At 73.5% G+C, this 17,182-nt stretch carries 16 protein-coding genes; 8 read left to right on the top strand and 8 right to left on the bottom strand.

The window, feature by feature from the left end:
- Positions 1 to 76 precede the first annotated feature (76 nt).
- Entirely contained in the window at positions 77 to 2,431 is a 2,355-nt protein-coding gene (locus AB0M11_RS33070; RefSeq protein ID WP_365711808.1) for a SpoIIE family protein phosphatase, read from the top strand.
- 12 nt (positions 2,432 to 2,443) lie between these two features.
- On the opposite strand, the gene AB0M11_RS33065 is transcribed toward AB0M11_RS33070, so the two are convergent.
- Positions 2,444 to 3,220: a peptidoglycan-binding protein gene (locus AB0M11_RS33065; protein WP_365711807.1), complete on the bottom strand. Its 777-nt coding sequence runs from the start codon at positions 3,218 to 3,220 to the stop codon at positions 2,444 to 2,446.
- A 185-nt stretch (positions 3,221 to 3,405) separates the two neighbouring features.
- Here AB0M11_RS33065 and AB0M11_RS33060 point away from each other — a divergent pair, with 185 nt between their 5' ends.
- The 4 genes from AB0M11_RS33060 (at position 3,406) to AB0M11_RS33045 (ending at position 8,161) form a co-directional block, all read left to right on the top strand.
- Positions 3,406 to 4,149, top strand: coding sequence for a TetR family transcriptional regulator (locus AB0M11_RS33060; protein ID WP_365711806.1), 744 nt, complete (start codon positions 3,406 to 3,408; stop codon positions 4,147 to 4,149).
- A 237-nt stretch (positions 4,150 to 4,386) separates the two neighbouring features.
- A complete protein-coding gene (locus AB0M11_RS33055; protein ID WP_365711805.1) occupies positions 4,387 to 4,806 on the top strand; it encodes a zinc ribbon domain-containing protein in 420 nt (139 codons plus the stop codon).
- Between the two features lie 52 nt (positions 4,807 to 4,858).
- Positions 4,859 to 5,245 (top strand): nuclear transport factor 2 family protein, encoded by a 387-nt coding sequence (locus AB0M11_RS33050; RefSeq protein ID WP_365711804.1) that lies wholly within the window; start codon positions 4,859 to 4,861, stop codon positions 5,243 to 5,245.
- 147 nt (positions 5,246 to 5,392) lie between these two features.
- Positions 5,393 to 8,161: a hypothetical protein gene (locus AB0M11_RS33045; protein ID WP_365711803.1), complete on the top strand. Its 2,769-nt coding sequence runs from the start codon at positions 5,393 to 5,395 to the stop codon at positions 8,159 to 8,161.
- A gap of 49 nt (positions 8,162 to 8,210) precedes the next feature.
- On the opposite strand, the gene AB0M11_RS33040 is transcribed toward AB0M11_RS33045, so the two are convergent.
- Together AB0M11_RS33040 and AB0M11_RS33035 are read right to left on the bottom strand one after the other, a co-directional pair.
- Positions 8,211 to 8,606 (bottom strand): PPOX class F420-dependent oxidoreductase, encoded by a 396-nt coding sequence (locus AB0M11_RS33040; protein ID WP_365711802.1) that lies wholly within the window; start codon positions 8,604 to 8,606, stop codon positions 8,211 to 8,213.
- A gap of 228 nt (positions 8,607 to 8,834) precedes the next feature.
- Entirely contained in the window at positions 8,835 to 10,007 is a 1,173-nt protein-coding gene (locus tag AB0M11_RS33035; RefSeq protein WP_365711801.1) for a MalY/PatB family protein, read from the bottom strand.
- Between the two features lie 189 nt (positions 10,008 to 10,196).
- On the opposite strand from AB0M11_RS33035, the gene AB0M11_RS33030 reads away from it, so the two are divergent.
- On the top strand, positions 10,197 to 11,573 hold the full coding sequence (locus AB0M11_RS33030) for a S1 family peptidase (protein WP_365711800.1): 1,377 nt from the start codon (positions 10,197 to 10,199) through the stop codon (positions 11,571 to 11,573).
- 99 nt (positions 11,574 to 11,672) lie between these two features.
- On the opposite strand, the gene AB0M11_RS33025 is transcribed toward AB0M11_RS33030, so the two are convergent.
- The gene (locus AB0M11_RS33025; RefSeq protein WP_167450010.1) at positions 11,673 to 11,828 is read right to left on the bottom strand and encodes a hypothetical protein; all 156 of its coding nucleotides are present in this window, start codon (positions 11,826 to 11,828) and stop codon (positions 11,673 to 11,675) included.
- Positions 11,829 to 11,981: 153 nt separating this feature from the next.
- Entirely contained in the window at positions 11,982 to 13,130 is a 1,149-nt protein-coding gene (locus AB0M11_RS33020; RefSeq protein ID WP_365711799.1) for an ROK family transcriptional regulator, read from the bottom strand.
- A gap of 141 nt (positions 13,131 to 13,271) precedes the next feature.
- On the opposite strand from AB0M11_RS33020, the gene AB0M11_RS33015 reads away from it, so the two are divergent.
- Positions 13,272 to 14,471, top strand: coding sequence for a Gfo/Idh/MocA family oxidoreductase (locus tag AB0M11_RS33015; protein ID WP_365711798.1), 1,200 nt, complete (start codon positions 13,272 to 13,274; stop codon positions 14,469 to 14,471).
- A 41-nt stretch (positions 14,472 to 14,512) separates the two neighbouring features.
- Here the strand turns inward: AB0M11_RS33015 and AB0M11_RS33010 are convergent, their stop codons facing one another.
- A complete protein-coding gene (locus AB0M11_RS33010; protein ID WP_365711797.1) occupies positions 14,513 to 15,208 on the bottom strand; it encodes a L,D-transpeptidase in 696 nt (231 codons plus the stop codon).
- A gap of 415 nt (positions 15,209 to 15,623) precedes the next feature.
- Between AB0M11_RS33010 and AB0M11_RS33005 the strand changes: the two genes are divergently transcribed.
- Positions 15,624 to 16,160, top strand: coding sequence for a hypothetical protein (locus AB0M11_RS33005; protein ID WP_365711796.1), 537 nt, complete (start codon positions 15,624 to 15,626; stop codon positions 16,158 to 16,160).
- Positions 16,161 to 16,217: 57 nt separating this feature from the next.
- Here the strand turns inward: AB0M11_RS33005 and AB0M11_RS33000 are convergent, their stop codons facing one another.
- Both AB0M11_RS33000 and AB0M11_RS32995 read right to left on the bottom strand, forming a co-directional pair.
- On the bottom strand, positions 16,218 to 16,847 hold the full coding sequence (locus AB0M11_RS33000; protein ID WP_365711795.1) for an MBL fold metallo-hydrolase: 630 nt from the start codon (positions 16,845 to 16,847) through the stop codon (positions 16,218 to 16,220).
- The coding region (locus AB0M11_RS32995; RefSeq protein WP_365711794.1) for a zinc-binding dehydrogenase at positions 16,847 to 17,182 on the bottom strand (336 nt) is incomplete at its 5' end. The genes AB0M11_RS32995 and AB0M11_RS33000, both read right to left, overlap by 1 nt.

Genomic DNA, 17,182 nt, shown 5'->3' with positions numbered 1-17,182 from the left:
GTCCACGGATGCCCATATCCTTCACGGATAGGGCACCAGTGTGATCGGAGGCACCTTCCTGTGCCATGCTCGACCCGTGACGAGCGAGTACGTGCCCTCCCTGGACTCCGGGGCCGTCGCCGAGCTGGCAGCACTGGCCAGGATCGTGGCCAGGCAGCGCGCCGAGCTGGACCGGCTCCGCGAGGAGGTGGCCACGTCCGTCGCGGTGGAGCGCGCCACGGGCGCCCTGATGGCCACCACCGGCTGGTCCCCGGACGCCGCCCACGAGGCGCTGCGGCAACGGGCCGAGGCCGGTGGCCGCACGCTGCTCGAGGAGTGCTGGCTCACCCTCGGCGCCCTGATGCCCGCCGCGCCCGCGACCGGTGCCCCGGCGGCCGAACCGCCCGCCCCGGCCGCCCCCCGGAAGTCGGCCGCCGGGTCCGGCACCGCCGAGCTCCTCGGCCGCCTCGGCAAGGCCCTGCTGCACGTCGGTTCGCCGCAGGAGCTGGCCACGACGCTCCTTGAACACCTGGCACCCGAGGTCGACGCCGACGCGGTGCTGCTCTACCGCCGGATGCCCAGCGACGGGATCGAACTCGTCGGACACGCGGGGCTGGACGCGAAGCTCGCCGCCCAGTGGCACCAGGTGCCGCCGCTGCGGGGGTTCGCCCCGCTGGAGGCGCTGAGGTCCGGCGCACCGCTCTGGCTGGAGCACTACCCCGAGGACCGGCAGAGGTTCCAGCTCATCGACGAGCCGACCGGGCGCTGGCTGTCCCGGGCCTGGGTGCCGACCCGGGCCGACACGGTCTTCGGCGTCCTGCGCCGGCCCGCCGCCCCCTTCGACCCCGCGGCACGCGAGCTGCTGCAGTCGGTGGCCCGGCTGGGCGCGGGCCGGCTCGGCTCCCTGGGCGCACCTGCCGGGCCGACCGCCCCGGAGCTGTCCCGGTCGGTCCAGACGGTCCTGGACGCGCTGCCGGGCGCGACCGTCCTGCTGACCCCGCTGCGCACCGCCACCGGCGAGGTGGAGGACTACCGCATCGAGGCGGCCACCCCGAACGCGGTCGACATCCTCGGCCGCACCGGCCACGAGCTGGTGGGCTCGCACATCCTGGAGAGCTACCCCTCGGTCGCCGGCGAGGCGCTGTGGCAGGGGTACCTGAAGGCGCTCGGCGGCGAGCCGTACGAGGGCGAGCCGTTCGTCTACGAGGAGGTCGTCGCGGGGGTGACCGTGACCGCCACCTACTCGGTGCGTGCCGCCCGGCTCGGCGACGGGCTGCTGGTGACCTGGCTGCGGCACGACACCGAGGAGCGACAGGAGCAGCGGCTGTCGGAGCTGCAGCGGCTGGGCAACCTCGGCTGGGCCAACTGGAACCTGGTCACCCGCCAGGTCACCTGGTCGCCCCAGGTGTACGCCATCCTGGGCCGCGACCCGGGTCGCGGCCCGGTGCCCCTGGACCAGCTGCCGGACCTGGTACTGCCCGAGGACGCCCACGCGCTGGCCCGCGCCGTCTCCGAACTCGTCCGCACCGGGCGCCCGTTCGACGTGCCGTTCCGGGTCAGGTCGGGGAACGCCGTACGCCATCTGCGGGCCGTCGCCGAGGCGGTGAGCGCCGCGGACGGCACGGTCGTCGAGGTGCACGGCTTCGTGCAGGACCTCACGGCTCAGCGCAGCGCCGAACTCGCTCTGGTGGACAGCGAGCGGGCGATCCTCGTGCAGCGCGGCGTCCTGGAGGCCGAGCGCGCGCTGGCCGCCCGGCTGCAGCACGCGCTGCTGCCGCTGCCCAGCAAGCCGGTGCTGCTGCGCGGGCTGCGCGTCGAGGTCGCCTATCTGCCCGCCCAGGCGGGGGTGCATGTCGGCGGTGACTGGTTCAGCGCCATCGAACTGCCCGACGACGCCGCGTTGTTCGTGGTCGGCGACGTGGCGGGCCACGGTGTCGACGCCGTCGCCACGATGGCCCAGCTGCGGTTCACCGCCAAGGGCATGGTGACCACCGGGTCCTCCCTCACCGGAGCGCTGGCCCGGCTCAACTTCCTGCTCCTGCACTCGCGCGACGCCCAGTCCACCGCGACGCTGATCCTCGCCCGCTACGACCCCGCCGAGCGGCGGCTCACCTGGGCGCAGGCGGGCCACCCGCCGCCCCTGCTGGTGCGCGGGGGCAAGGCCTACCGCCTCGACCGTCCGGCCGGCATGCTGCTCGGCGCGTCCGTGGACCCGTTCTACGAGTCCGCCGAGTTCCGCCTCGAACCGGGCGACCGGCTGTTGCTGTACACCGACGGCCTGGTGGAGCGGCCGGGCGAGGACATCGACGCCGGACTGGACCGCCTGGCCGCGGCCGCCCTGGCCGCCGGTCCCGCCTCGCTGGACGCCCTCCTGGCAGCGATGCTGACCGGCGAACGGCGGGACGACGTCTGCGTGCTGGACATCCGGGTGCCGCCGGCCGGCGAGGAGTAGCCGGGCCGCCGGTCAGCCGCCGGTGAGGCTGGTGCGGGACTCCAGGGCGCGGCGGGTGTCGTCACCGTAGACACCCCGTTCGTCGCCGCTGATGCCGTACCAGACCTGGAAGCGTTCCACAGCGGCCGTCAGGGCCGCGTCGTAGGTGCCGCCGGTGGAACCGTCGCGGTAGACGTCCGGGATGCGCAGGAGGCGTTGCTCCAGTTCGACGACCTCGGGCCCGGAGTCGCCCTGGCGGAGGGTGCCGGCGCCGTCGGGGTCGGTGGAGGTGTCGGAGGCCGGCGGGGCGGAGGCCGGCGGCGTGGTCGCCGGTGCCGTGGTGGCGGACCCGGTCGGCTGGGCGGCCTCGGCGGTGCCCTCGCGGCCGGGCAGCAGCAGGGCGCAGCCGAACCCGACCAGGGCGGCCGCACCGACGGCCACCACGACGGCGGCCCGGCGCAGCCCCGGCCCGAAGCCGAAGGCACGCGGCGGCGCGGCGCCCGTCCTGTGGCCGTACCCGTGACCCCCTGGCGCGGTGCGCGGGCCGTCGGTGACCGGCGGCAGTTCCTCGGTCTTGTCCTCCGTGCCGGAGCGGAATCCCCCGGTGCCGGCCGCGGAGGCCACGTCGAAGGCCTCGAAGTCCGCCGGGCCCCGGCTCTGGGGCGCCCTCGCCCCGGCGTCGGCCGCCGTCCCCTCGTGGAACTCGCGCATCAGCTCCGCGAGGCTGTCCAGGCGGCGGGGGCGCAGGACCCGGAGCGGCTCCAGGACCGGTCCGCGGTGCGGCTGTTCAGGGTCGGGCGGTGTCGACACACTGCTCTCCTTCCACGTGCCGTGGGCTCGGGTGCCCGCGATCCCCGAGAACACATACGGGAGGACCGGCCCCCTGGTTCAGCCGGGCGGCGGGAACGGCGCCGGCCCAGAGCGGAGGAGCACTCAGTCCCCTGATCCAGGGCACCGAGTGCCACGAGGGCGGACGGAATGCTACGTTCGCGTCCATGAGCTCCAGCAGCGTGGCACCCACCGCCAAGCCGCCCATGCGTGACGCCCTGGTCACGGCGGCCTTCCGGCTCTTCCTGGAGCGCGGTTACGAGCAGACGACCGTCGACGACATCGTGGCCCTCGCCGGGGTCGGGCGGCGCTCGTTCTTCCGGTACTTCCCGTCCAAGGAGGACGTGGTCTTCCCCGACCACGAGGGGTGCCTGGCCGACATGACCGCCTTCCTGGCGGCGAGCGAACCGGAGTGCGAGCCGGTACGACGGGTGTGCGACGCGGCACGGCTGGTGCTGCGGATGTACGCCGAGAACCCCACGTTCTCCGTGCAGCGCTACCGGCTCACCAAGCAGGTACCGGGGCTGCGCGGATACGAGCTGTCGGTGGTGTGGCGCTACGAGCGCGCGCTCGCCGACTACCTGCGCGACCGGTACGCCGGCCGCCCGGACGGGACGCTGCGGGCGGACGTGATCGCGGCGGCCGTGGTGGCGGCGCACAACAACGCGCTCCGCTCCTGGCTCCGCTCCGACGGGCGCGGCGACCCGGACGAGACGGTCGACCACGCCCTCGGGTACGTGCAGGCCGCGTTCGGCACCGAGCCCGCCGCGCCGGCTCCGGGCGGGACGTCGGCCGCGCTGTTCGGCGGGCCGGTGGCGCATCCGGACGACGTGGTCGTCCTGGTCGCGCGGCGCGACGCACCGCTGTGGCGGGTGGTGCAGGAGATCGAGACCGCGTTCGGCCGCGCCTGACGGCGAGGACCGGGGAGCCGTGGCCGAGCCGGGCCCGAGCGGCGTCCGGCCCGTGCCCGGCCCGTGTGCCGTGTGCCGTCCGGACGGATCCTTCTGGAGGGGTACGCAGTACCTTTACGACTGACACTGAGTGCCATACTCTGTCGGCGTGCACGGTGGCACCGCGAACCGGGCACAGGCGTGCCCGGCCGGGTCCGGACACGCGGGATTCCGGGCGAGCGCAGGGAGTTGACCAGCGTGTACCACCACTCGACGAGCGCCGCACAGCCGGCGGCCGGATTCGCGACGGGCGTTCTGGACCAGGCACCCGCGGAGCGCGCCAGGGACGCCATCGTCTACCAGCGCTGCACCTGGTGCGGCACCGCGATGTACCACCGGCTGCTGTGCCCGGTCTGCCAGGGCAGCGAGTTGCGCACGGAGCGCAGCGAGGGCACCGGCACGGTGCGCCACTCGACGGTGGTGCACCGCAACACCCCCGCCGCGCGCAACGTCTCGCTGGTGGAGATGGCGGAGGGGTTCGTGGTGCGCGGCCGGGTCATGGGTCCGCCGATCGGCATCCACAGCGGCGACCGGGTCCGGCTCTCCACCGCCAAGGACCCGGTGCGGGGCGAGCCGGTCTTCCAGCTGCTCGACGAGCCGTACCGCGCCTGGAGCTGACGGACCGGAATCCGGTTGCACGGCGACCGGTGTCCTGGGCGAGGATGGCCCCATGAGTGACGAATCGGCCCAGGTGGCGGCTGCCATCGCGGGCGAGCTGCGGCTTCTGGACCCCGAGGTGCGCGCCGACCGGGAGGCGGCGGCGGAGCTGCTGGACCCGGAGTTCACGGAGGTGGGCGCGTCCGGCCGCCGGTACACGTACGAACAGACGCTGGCCGGACTGCAGGACCGGGCGGGCGCCTCCCAGGACGGCCCGCGCTACGAACCCAGCGGCATGACCGGTGTCCTCCTCGCTCCGGGGCTGGTGCAGGTGACCTTCGAGGCCCGCCTCGGCGACCGCCGTTCCCGGCACAGCTCGCTGTGGCGCCGGCGCGACGAGGCGAGTGGCTGGCGGATGTACTACCACCACGCGACCCTCGTACCGCCCGGCGTCGAGTGACACGCGGCCCGCGTTTCCCGGGCACTTCACCTCTCGCTCCGGCCTCACAGGCAACCCACAGACTCAACTCCCCGTCCTCCGGAGGGCGAGGGGCTCCCCGGAACGGCCGGGTGCGGCCCGTGCTCGCCGTCCGAGGAGGAGGGGACATTGGTCCGTACCCGGCGCATATGGGTCACCGCGACGGCGGTGCTCGCGCTCGCGGGAGGAGTGTCCGGCACCACCGCCCACGCCCGACCGGCCCCGGCGGCAACCGCGTCGGCGTCCGACGGCAAGCTGCCGCCGGGCTGGCACATCGACCGGGGGCGTGCGGCGCCCCAGCTGGTGTGGCGGTCCGGCAGGCACCTGCCCATGGGGGACGCGCGGGTCGAGTTCCGGGCGGGCGGACGGCTGTTGGGGGTGCCGAGACCGGAGCTGGACGGGCGCACCTTCCGGCTCGCCCTGGACGGGGCGCGGCCGGGAGCGCTGACGAACCTTCAGGTCTGGTCCGGCGGCCGCCGGCTGGACACCCGCGAGACCGCCTCCACCGCCTCGGCGGCAACCCGGCCTCCGGCCCCGCTGCCCGCCAACCCGGTGGACCCGGGCAGACCCGGCCCGTACCGCACGACGACCGGCTCGTACCGGCTGGACTCGGTGCGCCTGCCCGGGTTCTCCGTCCCGGTGGAGATGCAGGCCGTGGTGGTCGCGCCCACCGGGATCTCCGGGGCCCGCCCGCTCGCCCTGTTCCTGCACGGCCGCCACGCCACCTGTTACGCCCCGCACGGCGGCCCCGACGACGCCTCCGGTGCCTGGCCGTGCCCGGCCGGAACGCTTCCGGTGCCGAGCCACCGGGGTTACCTGCGCGACCAGCGTCTGCTGGCCTCCCAGGGCTATGTGACGGTGTCGATCTCGGCGAACGGGATCAACGGCCAGGACTGGCAGGCCGAGGACGGCGGCGCGCAGGCCCGCTCCTCGCTGATCCGGCTGCATCTCGCCCACTGGGCCGACTGGGCCCGCGACCCGCGTCACGCGCCCCGGGCCGTGCGCGAGGCACCCCGCGCCGACCTGTCCCACGTGCTGCTGATCGGCCACTCCCGGGGCGGCGAGGGCGTCAACCGGGCGGCCCTGGACAGCCTGTACCCGCCGCCGGCCGGCCAGGACGGCTATCACGGCAGGGTGCGCTGGCACATCAGCGGAACCGTCCTGATCGGCCCCACCGTCTTCGGCCAGAACCCGGTACCGGACGTGCCGTCGCTCACCGTCCTGCCGGGCTGCGACGACGATGTCTCCGACCTCCAGGGCGAGGTGTACGTCGACGGCACCCGCGCCGTCAGCACGGGCCGGGCCCTGCACAGCGCGGTGTACGTGATCGGCGCCGACCACAACTTCTTCAACACCGAGTGGACGCCGGGGCAGGCGCAGGCCCCGGCTGAGGACGACTTCTCCGACGACCCGGACCACCCGGACCCGGTGTGCTCCCCCGGGGCCGCGACCCGGCTGACGGCCGACCAGCAGCACCGGGCGGGCTCGGCCTACATCGCGGCGGCGGCACGGCTGTTCGTGGCCGGTGACGACCGGGTGCGCCCGCTGCTGGACGGTTCGGGGCGGCGGGCGCCGTCGGCCGATCCGGCGCGGGTGCTCGCTCACGCGGTCGGCGCCGACCGCGGCGCCGGATTCCTGCCGGACGGCGGGATGACGGTGACCGGTGGCCGGCTGTGCGCGGCGGTCGACCCCGATCCGGCGGTGGCCTGTCTGGGACAGGGCGCCATCGGCGTCTCGCCGCACTTCGCGCAGTGGGAGACGGGCCGGGAGACCAGCCGGCGGGCGGTCGCGCTGCGCTGGACGTCCGCCGGGTCCCCGGCCCGCCTGCGGATGGCGCGGCCGGTCTCGCTCCTCGGCGCCGAGGCACTCGCGCTGCGCGTCTTCGTGCCGCCGGGCTCCCGGGGCACCGCGCTGGACGTGTCCGTCAGCGACAGCCACGGCCGCACGGCGACGCTGGGCCGGGTCCGCCTCGACGGGCTGCCCGGCAGCGACCGCACCGCCTCCTACTGGGCGCGCGAGCTGCGCGTACCGCTGACCGCCGCCCGGCGGGCCGGGCTCGATCCGCGCTCCGTCAGGTCCCTCGTTCTGACGCCGCGTTCGGGGTCCGGACAGGCCTGGCTGATGGACGCCTGGGGCTGGCGGCCGGGCACCCCGGCGGTCCGCGCGGCCGAACTGCCGCGCGTCGACGTCGGCCGGCTCACGGTCGACGAGGGCGACTCGGGGGTGCGCACCTACCACGTGCCCGTGCGGGTGTCCGGGCGGGGCAGCGGTCAGGTCCGGGTCTATCTCGTCGACCCGGCGACCGGCGACGCGCGGGACCGCCTGGTCACCGTGCGGCCCGGCGGCCCCGCGGTCGACGTCCCGGTCAGGGTGGCGGGCAACACGCGCTTCGACACCGACGTGTCGTACGACGTACTGGTCAAGGCCGTCCACGGAGCAGTCGTCGGCTCCTACCTGGGCGGGCTGACCGTGCGCAACGACGACCCGGCACCCGCCGTCGTGGTGACTCCGCTCGCGGACCGGGTGACCGAGGGCGCGGCCCTGAGGTGGCGGATCACGCTGTCGGCGGCCGCGGACACGGACATCGGCGCGCTGTTCGTGCCGGTGCCGGTCGGCAGCGGCGGCACGGAGCTGTCCACCAAGGACGTCGACCCGGGCTGGCTCGCCGGTGTCTCCGGTGCGGACCCGGACCCGGAGCGGCCGCTGTCCCGGGTGGACGGCCTCTCCCTGTGGCTGGACGTGCCGGCCGGGCAGACCGGTCTCGACGTCACCGTGCCCACCGTGCGGGACCAGGTCGTGGAGCCGGCCGAGTCGGTGACCTTCCAGCAGGCGGGCGACGACGGCGGGCCGCTGCCCGGCGGCCTGACGCTCACCGGAACGGTGCTCGACGGCTCGTAGGACCCGGCGCGCCCCTGGGAGGCCGCGGTCTCCCGGGGGCGCGGCCTGTTCACCGGGCCAGGGTCACCCGGATGCCGACGGTGCCGTCGGCGCCGCGGCGCAGCCTGCTGCCGAGGAGGGTGAGGCGGCCGGTGAGGCCGTACTTGCGGGCGATGAGGGAGCGGTAGCGGGCGGTGGTGGCCGCGTCGGCGATCTCGGCGGTGGCCGGGACGGGGTCGCCGGTCGGGCGGCCGCGCAGGTCGCACGGGGCGACCGCGATGTCGGCGCGGCGCCGGATGCGCTTGACCTTCCAGCTGTCGGCGACCGTCCAGACGCCGAGCGCGTCCCCGTCCCGCACCACCCACACGGGGGTGGGAACGGGCGTGCCGTCCTTGCGGTAGCTGGTGACCAGCAGGTACTTGCCGGCGCCGAGCCGGTCCAGGGCCGTCCCGGTGGTGTCGTCCATGCGGGGAGTCTAGGCGTTTCGGAGGCGGGGCCGGATCGGGAACGGGGTCGGATCGGATCGGTAGCGGGGTTCGCGCGGGCGCTGGGCCGGATCGGTAGCGGGGTTCGCGCGGGCGCTGGGCCGGATCGGCAGCGGGGTTCGCGCGGGAGTGCGGTGGCGGCGGCCGAGCCGGCGGGCCGTTGTCGGCAAGGCGGTGCCGGCCCGGCGGTCACGGCTGGAGGTCACCGCTCAGGCGAGCGCCGCCGCCATCCGCCGTACCGCCTCCGTGAGCACCTCGGGCGAGGTGGCGAGGTTGAGCCGGACGTGCCCGGCGCCGCCGGTGCCGAAGGGGAGGCCGGAGTTCACGGCGACCCGGCCGCGGTTGAGGAAGACCTCGGCGGGGTCGTCGCCGAGGCCGAGGGCGCGGCAGTCGAGCCAGGCGAGGTAGGTGGCCTCGGCGGGCCGGTACCGGATGCCGGGCAGGTGGCGGTCGAGCAGGGCGGCGAGCAGACGCCGGTTCTCGTCGAGGCCCGCGAGCAGCGCGTCCAGCCAGGCGGTGCCGTCGGTCAGGGCGGCCGTGTGGGCGATGACGCCGACATGGCTGGGGCCGTGGCTCACCTCCTCGGGCAGCCGGGCGAGGTCGGCGGCGGCGCCGGGTCCGGCGACGGCGAGCGCGGCCTTGAGGCCGGCGAGGTTCCAGGCCTTGGACGCCGACATCAGGGCCAGCCCGTGTCCGGCGCCGGGCACGCTCAGGTAGGGCACGAAGGCGACGCCCTGGGCGGTGAGCGGGGCGTGGATCTCGTCGGCGACGACCCGGACGCCGTACCGCTCGGCCAGAGCGGTGAGGGCGGCGAGTTCGTCCGCGGTGTGGACGGTGCCGGTCGGGTTGTGGGGGCTGCACAGCAGGTACCCGGCCCGTCGGCCGCCCAGCCCGCCGAACGCCCTCTCCAGGACAGCGAGATCGATCCGCCCGTCGGCGCCGAGCGGGGCCTGGACCACCCGCCGGTCCATGTGCTCCAGGAACTGGTAGAACGGCGGGTACACCGGCGAGTTGACGACCACCGGGTCGCCGGGCCCGGTGACCAGCTTCAGCATCTCGACGATGCCGAGCATCACGTCGGGGACGATCGCGGTGCGGGCCGGGTCGAGCCCGTCCCAGCCCCAGCGTTTCGCGGCGAACGCGGCCAAAGCCTCGGCGTAGGCGGTGCCCGCCGGGTAGCCGGTGTCGCCGAGTTCCACGGCCTGCGTGACCGCGCGGACGACCGGTGCGGCGAGCGGCACGTCCATCTCGGCCACCCACACCGGGAGCACGTCCTCGGGGTAGGTACGCCATTTCATGCTGGTACGACAGCGCAGCCGGTCCAGGGTGAGGGCGCGCAGCGGGTTCGGTTCGCCCGGATTCTCCTGCGGGATGCTGGTCATGGGGTCAAGATAGGCGGCCGCGGCAGCGCCGGGAACGAGGCGTACGGCCGTGCCGCACCGCCACGGGTTCGTAAAGATCACCATGGTGGTGAACGTCCCGGAGGCCGCCCACGTATGAAGAGCAGGGCGCTCGACGACCGGAGGGCCCCGCGGTGCAGGCACCGCGCGTTCGGGGTTCGGGAGCCATGGATGAGGCACGCACGACGACGGGTCGTCCGGCGGGGGACACAGCTGGCGGCGGTCGGCGGACTCCTTCTGGGAGGCGCGATGGTCACCACGGCCATGGCGAGCGAGACTCCCGGCACGTCCGCCGTCCCGTTCAGCACCGGCACCGCGACCGTGGCCGGTGACACCGGCGCGGCGCTGGTGGCGAAGCTCGGCACGGCCCGCACGGCGGGCAGCTGGATCGGCGCCGACGGGAAGCCGGTGGTGGCGGTCACCGACGCGCAGGCGGCGGCGACGGTGAAACAGGCGGGCGCCGTGCCCAAGATGGTGTCGCACAGCATGAACGAGCTGAAGGCGGCCACGGCCACGCTGAAGGCGGCGCCGCGGGTGGCCGGGACCGCGTGGGCGGTGGACTACAAGACCAACCGCGTGGTGGTGGAGGCCGACAGCACGGTCTCCGCCTCCGACTGGTCCCACCTGAGCCGGGTCGCGGCCGGCATCGGCGGCTTCGTGCAGATGCACCGCTCCGAGGGGAAGTTCACCCCCCGGCTGAACGGGGCTCAGCCGATCCTGTCGACGGGCGGCCGCTGTTCGGCGGGGTTCAACGTCACCAACGGGCAGACCGACTTCATTCTCACCGCCGGTCACTGCGGCCCCGCCAACACCATCTGGTTCGACGGCAACCAGGGCGACCAGCAGCTGGGCACCACGCTCGACACGCAGTTCCCGGGGAACGACTTCTCGCTGATCCAGTACGCGTCCGGGAAGGCCGGTGACAACCCGGACGTGGTCGCGATCGGCAACGGCCAGGGCGTGCGGATCACCGGGGCGGCCGATCCGACGGTCGGTGAGAAGGTGTTCCGCAGCGGCTCCACCAGCGGTCTGCACGACGGCACGGTGACCGCGCTCAATGCGACCGTCAACTACCCCGAGGGCACGGTCACCGGGCTCATCCAGACCAATGTGTGTGCCGAACCGGGCGACAGCGGGGGCCCGTTGTTCTCCAACGGCATCGCGCTCGGAGTCACCTCGGGCGGCAGCGGTGACTGCACCACGGGCGGGGTGACGTTCTTCCAGCCCGTGACGCGGGCGATGGCGGCGCTCAACGTCCAGCTGATCGTGACGAAGCAGGCCGCGTCGGGGACCCAGGGCGCCGCGACGGCGCCGTCCGCGTCGGCCAACCACAGCGCCATCGCGCCGAGCGCGGCCTCACCGGGTTCGACGGCGCCGGTCGCCGGGGACGACACCGGTCTGGTCGCCCGGCTCACGGACACCCGCAACGTGGGCCCGGGTCTGCTGGTGATCGGGGGCAGTCTGATCGCGCTGGTGGGGACCCGCTACTTCCGTGCGGAACAGGACCGCAAGGCGTACCAGCGCTACTACTCGGCGACGTGGGGCTGACGGGCTGCCTCGCGAGGTCGACGAGGACGTACGAGAACGAGAAGGGCACCCGGCGGTGCGGGTGCCCGGGACGGGCGGCGGGGCCGCCTGGTCCGGCTGCTACGGGGTGGCCGCCGCCCATTCGAGGACGAGCCGCTGGTACTCCTCGCGCTGCTCGGTGCTCAGTGTCCCGCCCGACCGGAGCCACAGAGCCCGGATCTCCTCGTTGACCTCGTCGGCCGATCGCTCGGTGACGGCTTCAACAGTGGTGGACATGGTGTGAAGCATATGCCGGTCGACGTGAAGGCGCCGTGAGTAAGTACGACCGATACGGACATATCGGACCGTGTTACTCATCACGTCAATGTGTCAAGCACCGGGCCGGAGTTCGCCGGGCCGCCGAGCCACCCGGCGAGCGGAAACGGCAGTTCAGCCGCCGGCCCGGCCGAGCACCAGCACCTGGATGGCGAGGACGGCGGCGCCCCGTGCCCAGTCGTGGAAGTCCGAGACCTTGGTCTCCAGGCCGAGGGGTGCGGCGAGCGGATGCCGGTGGGTGCGCACGGTCTCCCGCACCGTGTCTCCGGCCACCTCCATCAGGCCGACCCCTTCCCCGGCCAGCAGGATCTTCTGCGGCATGGCGAAGTTGGCGATGTGCGCGAGCAGTGTGCCCAGCGCCCGGCCGGCCTCACCGATCACCCGCGCGGCCATCGGTTCGCCCGCGGCGGCTGCGGCGAGGATCTCCTCGTAGGAGGCGTCCCCGCCGGTGGCGGCCCGGACCTGGTAGCGGATGCTGGGGATGGTGAGCAGCGACACGGCGCTGCCGCGCTCGCCCTGCGGGGTGAGCGGGCCCTGCGGGTCGATGATCCAGTGCAGCCCGAACCCGCGGTCCTCCTCGGCGTACGGGACCCGTCTGCCGCCGAGCACCAGCCCGTAGCCGATGCCCGCGCCGATGGTCAGGACGACGAAGCGGTCGAGTCCGCGGCCGGCTCCGAACCAGGTCTCGGCCTCCACCAGGGCCGCCACGTCGTTCTCCACGACGACCGGCAGCCCGGTGCGCTCCCGGACCAGCCGGGCCAGCGGGACGTCACGCCAGCGCAGGTAGGGCGACTCGCCGACCACGGCGTGCGCGCGCACGAACCCGCCGACGCCGATGCCGATGCCCGCGACGGCCGGGTGGCGGCGGGCGAGCTCGGCGGTCATGTCGGCCAGCAGGCCGGCGACGTGGTCGGGCTCGTGGTCGGCGAGGGGCCGGTCGAGGCGGGCGACGATGTCGCTCCGGAGGCTGGTGACGACGCCGTAGACCATCTCGTCGGTGATCTTGAAGCCGAGGAAGGACCGGGACTCGGCGACCACGTCGAGCGGCTGCGAGGGGCGGCCCTGGCGCGCCTCGCCCGGCCCGCCGGTCCAGGGAGCCTCGACGAGCAGCCCGGACTCGATGAGCGGTTTGGTGAGGCGGGTGAGGCTGCCCTGGGAGAGGTTCAGCCGGCGGGCCAGCTCGGTGCGCGACAGCGGGCCGTTGACGAGCACCTCGATCGCGACGGAGCGCTCCGCGGGGCTCAGGGGCAGCCAGTCGGTCACGGTATCCCTTTTCTTCCGGCACTGAAGCAACCAAGCCACCCTACTGTGCGCCGGGTGCGCCGCATAAGCGCCCTCCCTGCGCCTTTCCGACTTCCCTCCGCCTCTTGACGGTGAGATTCTTCCGCACCGAAAGTAACCTCCATGACTTTCTCTCTCGGCATCGTCGGCGCCGGACAGTTCTCCGGCCAGTTCGCCACGCTCTTCCAGGCCCATCCCGGCGTCGGCGACGTGTACGTCACCGACCTGCTGCCCGAGCGGGCGGAGAAGCTCGCCACCGCCCAGGGCCTGGCGGGCACCTTCCCGTCGTACGAGGCCATGCTGGAGTCGGACGTCGACGCGGTCGCGATCTTCACCCAGCGCTGGACGCACGGCCCGCTCGTCCTCCAGGGCCTGAACGCCGGCAAGCACGTGTACTCCGCGGTCCCCATGGCGATCACGACCGAGGAGATCGCCGCCATCATCGACACGGTCAAGGCGACCGGGCTGACGTACATGATGGGCGAGACCAGCCAGTACAACCCGGCGACCGTGCACGCCCGCAACCAGATCGCCGAGGGCGCCTTCGGGCGGCTCTTCTACGCCGAGGGCGACTACGTCCACGACATGGACCTGGGCTTCTACGACGCCTACCGCTACAGCGGCGGGGAGAACTGGAAGTCGACCGCCAGCTATCCGCCGCTGCTCTACCCGACGCACGCGGTGGGCGGCGTGCTCGGCGCCTGGCAGACCCACGCGGTGAGCGTGTCCGCGATCGGCGTGGTGGACGACCGGGGCGACGGCGTCTTCGACAAGGACGTCAGCCAGTTCGGCAACGACATCTCCAACGCGACCGCGCTGTTCGAGGTGGCGGGTGGCGGCTCGTTCCGCACCAACGAGTTCCGGCGGGTGGGTTACCCGTCCCACATCCGGGAGTCCCGCTTCCGGTTCTTCGGCACCGAGGCGAGCATGGAGCAGCTGGCGACGGTGGCGCTGTGGCAGGACAAGAACGGCGTGAAGGACATCAGCGAGCTGCTCGAACCCAAGCCCACCATGTCCCCCGACGACCCCTCGCTCCAGCACATCGCACCCGAGCTGCGGGCGGCCTTCACCTCCGGGTCGGCGCCGGTGCACGACCGGGCCCGGCTGCCGCGGGAGTTCGACACGCTGCACAACGGGCACGAGGGCAGCCACCACTTCCTGGTGGACGACTTCGTGACCGCCGTCAACAGGCGCAGTCTGCCCTCGGTCAACGCCTGGGTGGCGGCCCGCTACACCCTGCCGGGCATCATCGCGCACGAGTCCGCGCGGCAGGGCGGGGCCAGGCTGGAGATCCCGGACTTCGGGGACGCCCCCGAGAACTGAGCCGCGGCCGCCGGCCGGGGCCGGCGGCGGGCCGGGTACCGTCAGGTGCCCGGCTTGCGGCCGTAGACGTAGACGTCGTCGCCGGTCTTCAGCAGCGACCAGTACGACTTGGCGTCCTTCGTGGTCATGTTCACACAGCCGTGCGAGCCCGGCGGGTTCCACATGCTGAGACCCACCGAGTGGAAGGCCTGACCGCCGTCGAAGAACTGACTGTAGGGCATCGGCACGTTGTAGACGGACGACACGTGGTCGATGTCACGCCAGTAGATCTTCTTCAGACCGGTCCGGGTCTCGAACCCGTCACGGCCGGTGCGGACCGGGACCGGGCCGTAGACCAGCTTGCCGCCGTCCTGGATCCAGCTCAGCTGGAGGGTGAGGTTGACGCAGGCGATGCGCCCCTTGTTCGTCGGGCACTTGCCGTCCTTGTTGGGCTTGTTCCCGACGGCCTTCTGCTTGTTCATCAGGTCCATCACGCCCCAGGTGACGGAACCCGCGTAGCCGACGGCGGGCGTGATGCCGTGCTTGTTCTGGAAGGCCTGGATGGCCTTGCAGTCGGCGGCGGACTGCTTGCCGTCGACGGGCCGCCCGAGGAACTTCTCCACCTGCTTCTGGTACGGCCCGGCCTGGGTGGTGCAGCTCGCCGCCTGCGCCGGAGCGGAGGTCAGGGCGAGCGTGAGCGGTGCCACAAGGCCCGTGACACCGAGCACTACGGCACTTCGTCTGCGTATGTCCCCCATATGACGTCTGTCTCCTTTTCCTGTCCTGTGGTCTCGTCGTACTGGACCGCCCGGTGCGCGGCATTGGTTGTAGCCCGGGGCGAGCCGTGACGAAACGGTTAACTTACCCGCCGCGGCCGCTCCGGACGGCATCGTTCCACCTACCCGGAAGTGGCCCGCGCCACAGCAGCGTGGCCGACCTGGTGTGCGGCCCATGCGGCCCGCACCCGCCGGCGACCCGGCCCGGCTTCCCGAACTCCTCCGGTCCGCCCGGTATGTCCGCCTCGGCCGGGCCACGCTACCTGAGTTCCGGCACCGGCGGTGTGACGGCCGCCTCCCTCATCCGGCGACCGGCCGGCCGCCGGATGAGGCGCGTTCCGGGGTCATCCCGGCGGCCGTACGACCCGGCGGTCAACAGGACGGATACCGTGCGCACATGGCCTCGTTCTTGCAGCAACTCCCGGCTCTCATAGGCGTCGTGATCGGCGCTCTCGGTTCGTATCTCGCGGTGGTGCGCGGGGACCGGGCACGGTTCCGGCGGGAGCAGCAGGCGCGCTGGGAGGAGCGGCGGCTGGCGGTGTACAGCGACTACGCGCGGGCGCTGAAGAAGTCGGTGAACCTCACCTACCGCGTCGCCGCCCATCTGGGCAACGACCCGCATCCGCACCCGCTCTCGCCGGCCGAGGCCGAGCCGCAGCTGGCGGCGGCCACCGACGGGCGCGATCCGGCCGGGGAGGCGCTGATCATGCTGGGCAGCCGGGAGGTGGTGGAGCAGGCACGGCAGTGGGTGACCACGGTGATGGCCATGGAGCGGTTCATGCGCGCCGGGACGGTCGACCCGGACGCCTGGCAGGACCTGCTGGCCCGGCAGCGGGCCTGCCGGGAGCGCTACTACACCGCGGTGCGCGCGGATCTCGCACTGCCCCCGGGGCATCCGGCGCTCTGGTCGACCCGGACGGTGTCCGAGGGCTGAGGGGAGCGCCTTGCCTTCCGCTGCAGCCCGGCGGCGGGCTGCAGCGGAAGGGAGGAGTCAGTGTCCGCGGGCGATCCACTCCGCCAGGTGCGGCGCCTCGGCGCCGATGGTGGTCGGGTCGCCGTGCCCGGTCAGGACCTTCGTCTCGGGGGGCAGGGTGAGCAGTTTGTCCCGGATGGAGTCGATGATCGTCGGGAAGTGCGAGTAGGACCGTCCGGTCGCGCCGGGGCCGCCCTGGAAGAGGGTGTCGCCGGTGAAGACGACGCCCAGGGCGGGGTCGTACAGGCAGACGGCACCGGGCGCGTGGCCGGGTGTGTGCAGCACGGTCAGGTCGGCGCCGGCGGCCTCGATGACCAGCCCGTCGGACAGGTGGTTGTCGGGGTCGCGGTCGGCGTGGGTGAGCTTCCACAGCGGCAGGTCGTCGGGGTGGAGCCAGATCTTGGCGCCGGTGAGGTCCGCGAGGGCGGGCGCGGCGTCGATGTGGTCGTTGTGGGCGTGGGTGCAGACGATCGCCTTCAGGACGCGGTCGTCGACCGCCTCGGCGATGGCTCGGGCGTCGTGGGCGGCGTCGATGACGATCACCTCGCGCTCGTCGCCGACGATCCACACGTTGTTCTCGACGTCCCAGGTGCCGCCGTCGAGGGTGAACTGACCTGAGGTGACGAGGCGTTCGATGCGCGTGGTCATCACAGCACCACCACCGAACGCAGCACGTCGCCCTGGTGCATCCGCTCGAAGGCCTTCTCGACCTCGTCGAGTTGGATGGTCTCGGTGACGAAGGCGTCCAGGGGCAGCCGTCCCTGCAGGTGCAGGTCGATGAGCATGGGGAAGTCGCGGGAGGGCAGGCAGTCGCCGTACCAGGACGACTTGAGAGCGCCACCGCGGCCGAAGACGTCGAGGAGCGGCAGTTCGAGCTTCATCTCGGGTGTGGGCACACCGACCAGCACGACGGTGCCGGCCAGGTCGCGGGCGTAGAAGGCCTGCCGGTAGGTCTCCGGGCGGCCGACCGCCTCGATGACGAC

The sequence above is a fragment of the Streptomyces sp. NPDC051987 genome (assembly GCF_040680735.1).
GTDB lineage: Bacteria > Actinomycetota > Actinomycetes > Streptomycetales > Streptomycetaceae > Streptomyces.
This window is presented reverse-complemented; position numbering and strand designations above follow the sequence as displayed.